The sequence below is a fragment of the Bathymodiolus platifrons methanotrophic gill symbiont genome (genome assembly GCF_002189065.1).
GTDB lineage: Bacteria > Pseudomonadota > Gammaproteobacteria > Methylococcales > Methylomonadaceae > Methyloprofundus.
This window is the reverse complement of record NZ_BDMN01000477.1, coordinates 1-2749: the sequence shown is the minus strand read 5'-3', so window position 1 is coordinate 2749 and position 2749 is coordinate 1. Positions and strand designations below refer to the sequence as shown.

3 protein-coding genes and 1 pseudogene are annotated in these 2749 nt (G+C 40.2%); 2 read left to right on the top strand and 2 right to left on the bottom strand.

What is annotated here, in order from left to right:
- Positions 1-33: 33 nt before the first annotated feature.
- Together CDZ78_RS23960 and CDZ78_RS19555 are read right to left on the bottom strand one after the other, a co-directional pair.
- Positions 34-168 carry a hypothetical protein gene (locus CDZ78_RS23960; RefSeq protein ID WP_263459178.1) on the bottom strand — a complete coding sequence of 45 codons (135 nt, stop codon included), beginning with the start codon at positions 166-168 and terminating at the stop codon, positions 34-36.
- Positions 169-293: 125 nt separating this feature from the next.
- A pseudogene (locus CDZ78_RS19555) lies at positions 294-383 on the bottom strand (transposase); the annotation flags it as partial.
- A gap of 495 nt (positions 384-878) precedes the next feature.
- Between CDZ78_RS19555 and CDZ78_RS19550 the strand changes: the two are divergent.
- Together CDZ78_RS19550 and CDZ78_RS19545 are read left to right on the top strand one after the other, a co-directional pair.
- Complete coding sequence (locus CDZ78_RS19550; RefSeq protein ID WP_087871457.1) at positions 879-2159, top strand: AAA family ATPase; 1281 nt, start codon at positions 879-881, stop codon at positions 2157-2159.
- A partial coding sequence (locus CDZ78_RS19545) for a DUF4435 domain-containing protein (RefSeq protein ID WP_140414245.1) occupies positions 2160-2749 on the top strand: 590 nt, incomplete at its 3' end.

Genomic DNA, 2749 nt, shown 5'->3' with positions numbered 1-2749 from the left:
GCCATGAAAGTGTAAAATCGCTTATTCTTGATCTCACGCTGTCAGCCCCGGACGGGCTGATAGTCTCCAGAAGGCGCAGGGAAATTTGCCAATCCGAAGTGCGTGATAGCGCGCGAGGGAGGCTAAAATTTTATCCCGAATAGCCGTAGAGCCATTTGTGGTAGCCATGACTGAGCTGCTTTGTGCTCAGTCTGTGGCGGACGCAGGGCGGCTGGAGCATCTCCTATTCGCTGCGTAGGTGAACGAATTACGGCGACAGGAGTCCCGGAATTTCGTGAGGTAGCATGGCGCGCCTAATGGTGGTGAAGATAATTCTTTATCACTTCCTCAGTCATTTTCCCTACCGTGACACAAAAGTAACCCCTAGCCCAAAAGTGCTTCCCCTATTCCCCCAGTACCTATTGATTTCAAACGCTGAAAATCATGGAAACGGAGCCAAAGCGAAGTGATGATTTTTAGTCCGTGGTAGGCGACGGGGCAATTCGCCAATCCGAATGCGCTAGCAGCGCGCGAGGGAGGCAAAGAATTGCATTCCGAAAGCCGTCAAGCCATGTGTGGGATCCTTAACGGAGAAGGGGTTTGTTGCGCGTAGTTGAGGCGGACGCGGGGCGGACCAGGCACAAATGATTCGCCGCGTAGCGAATCGATTTTTGTGACATGGAGCCCCCAAAATCTATCATGAGGCGCACGGTGGCTCGCCTATCGTATAAAACAAATTATATTTTAGCTTCCAACACAAGCTTGCAGGGTTTAGGTCATAAACCTCTCTGGCTACATTATTCAGAAATGGAGTGTGTTTGAAGAAAGTTAGAGTGTATGATAACTAATCGAGACAATAACTTGTTATGCAATGAGAAATACATGCAAACGGAAAATCTATGAGGATTGATAATATTGAGTTTCACGGCTTCAAAGCCGAAAACAGATACGCAAAAGTAGAGTTTTCATCTGATAATGTCACAGTGATTTATGGCGACAACGGCTGTGGAAAAACAACTTTTCTCAAAGCCATAAACTCATTCTTGTCACAAAATGATGACGAGCTATCCTCCATCGGAATAAAAAAAATTATATGTAATGCAGTGGATGAAGGTAATCCTAAATCTATATGTGTCACATTTAACGAAAAAGGTTACGACTGGAGTGACTTTGAAGCCAGTTGTTTGGTTAACTCTAAATCGATTTCCTTAGGAGTTGAGCGGGGGATTAGCACTCAACCTTTAATAATAGGACCAGAAGTTATAATGAGGTTTTTTCAGCGACATAATTACTTATTGAGAGGTTTTCGCGGTATTGAACTATCGCAAAAGAATCTATACGAACTATCTGCAGAGCTTTCATTGTTCTTGAAGAGAAGGAACTCTGACAAATTTAGAAGTCGGCGATTAGATTTCGACTTTGACAAAAAACACTTATATCTCCAGAATATAAAAATGAACAATATCGAAGAGATGTTGTTGAAACGCCATAGAGACGCAAGGTTAATAGCTACTGAAAAAATTCAAAGGGCCCTTTTTGATACGCTTGCTGTTGCTATCGAGGTAGAAAATAGTAGTGCGGAAAGCACAGATACAGATAAATGTTCCCTTCGAAAACGAATATTAGACAGAAAAGATAGAATTATTGAAGCTCTAAATGACGGTGATGAGAATAGCAATTTAAAAAATAAAATTGTGGATATTCTAAAAAAAATTGATCAGCCCGGGGAGTTAGATAATATTCTAGAGAATTCTTTGTTAAGTAAGCTATTCCAAAACATGATTGATGAGCTGGAAGAAGTCGAAAATCTCATGCTCAGATCTATTAGTCTTATTGTAAATAGGTTTAATGCTTACCTTATTAATGATAAGAAATTAGTCTTTAGCAGAAATGAAGTTTATATTGATATAGGTAATGAAAGACACTCTATTGACGAGCTATCAAGCGGTGAGAGGCATATTTTAACATTTTTGTCCTTAGTACTCTTGGGAGGCCAAGGAAGGAATTTTCTGATAATTGACGAGCCTGAGATTTCCCTAAATATTACATGGCAGCGAGAACTTATGCAGCTCTTTTCCATGTTGCTGCCTAGCACCCAAATAATAGTGGCATCTCACTCGCCTGCTTTGGCAAAGAGAAATAGCAAATATCTTTCTGAGCTAAAAGTCTGGAGAGATTAAATGAGTGGCTGCTGTTATGAAATAGATGAGATTCTTAATGAAGCTATTATGACAGGTAAGCCTGTAATTATAGTAGAAGGTATTAATGACATATCTATTTACAGCAATATGGGAGCGTCATGTGGTGTGGAAGTTTATGCGATAGAACATATCGACGGATTTTCCGGAGGGAGCGATCAGGTTATTTCAGCGATTCAAGAATTAAACTCTTTGCCAAATGACACGCATACGCTATCTAATCATATATTAGGAATCATTGATAAAGATGTCAGAGATTATAGGCAAGAACTTCCTGGAATAGAGCCACTTCTTGTTCTTAAGTATTACTCTATCGAAAGTCACTTTGTATCAGATCAGATCATTTCCTGTTGCTTGAGTAATACTATTAAAGCGAATCGAGATCTGGTTAGTGATGAGCTATGCACTCAAATGATGGATGAAATAGAGGCAAAGCTTTCAGATCTATACTATTTTTCTTTGGAGGCTCTACGCAACTCTATAGTTCCAGGTTACTCAGGAACAATTTCATATTCAGGTAACCCTGGTTGTGAAATCAATTCTCAGACTATAGAATACCTATCAGATAAAAA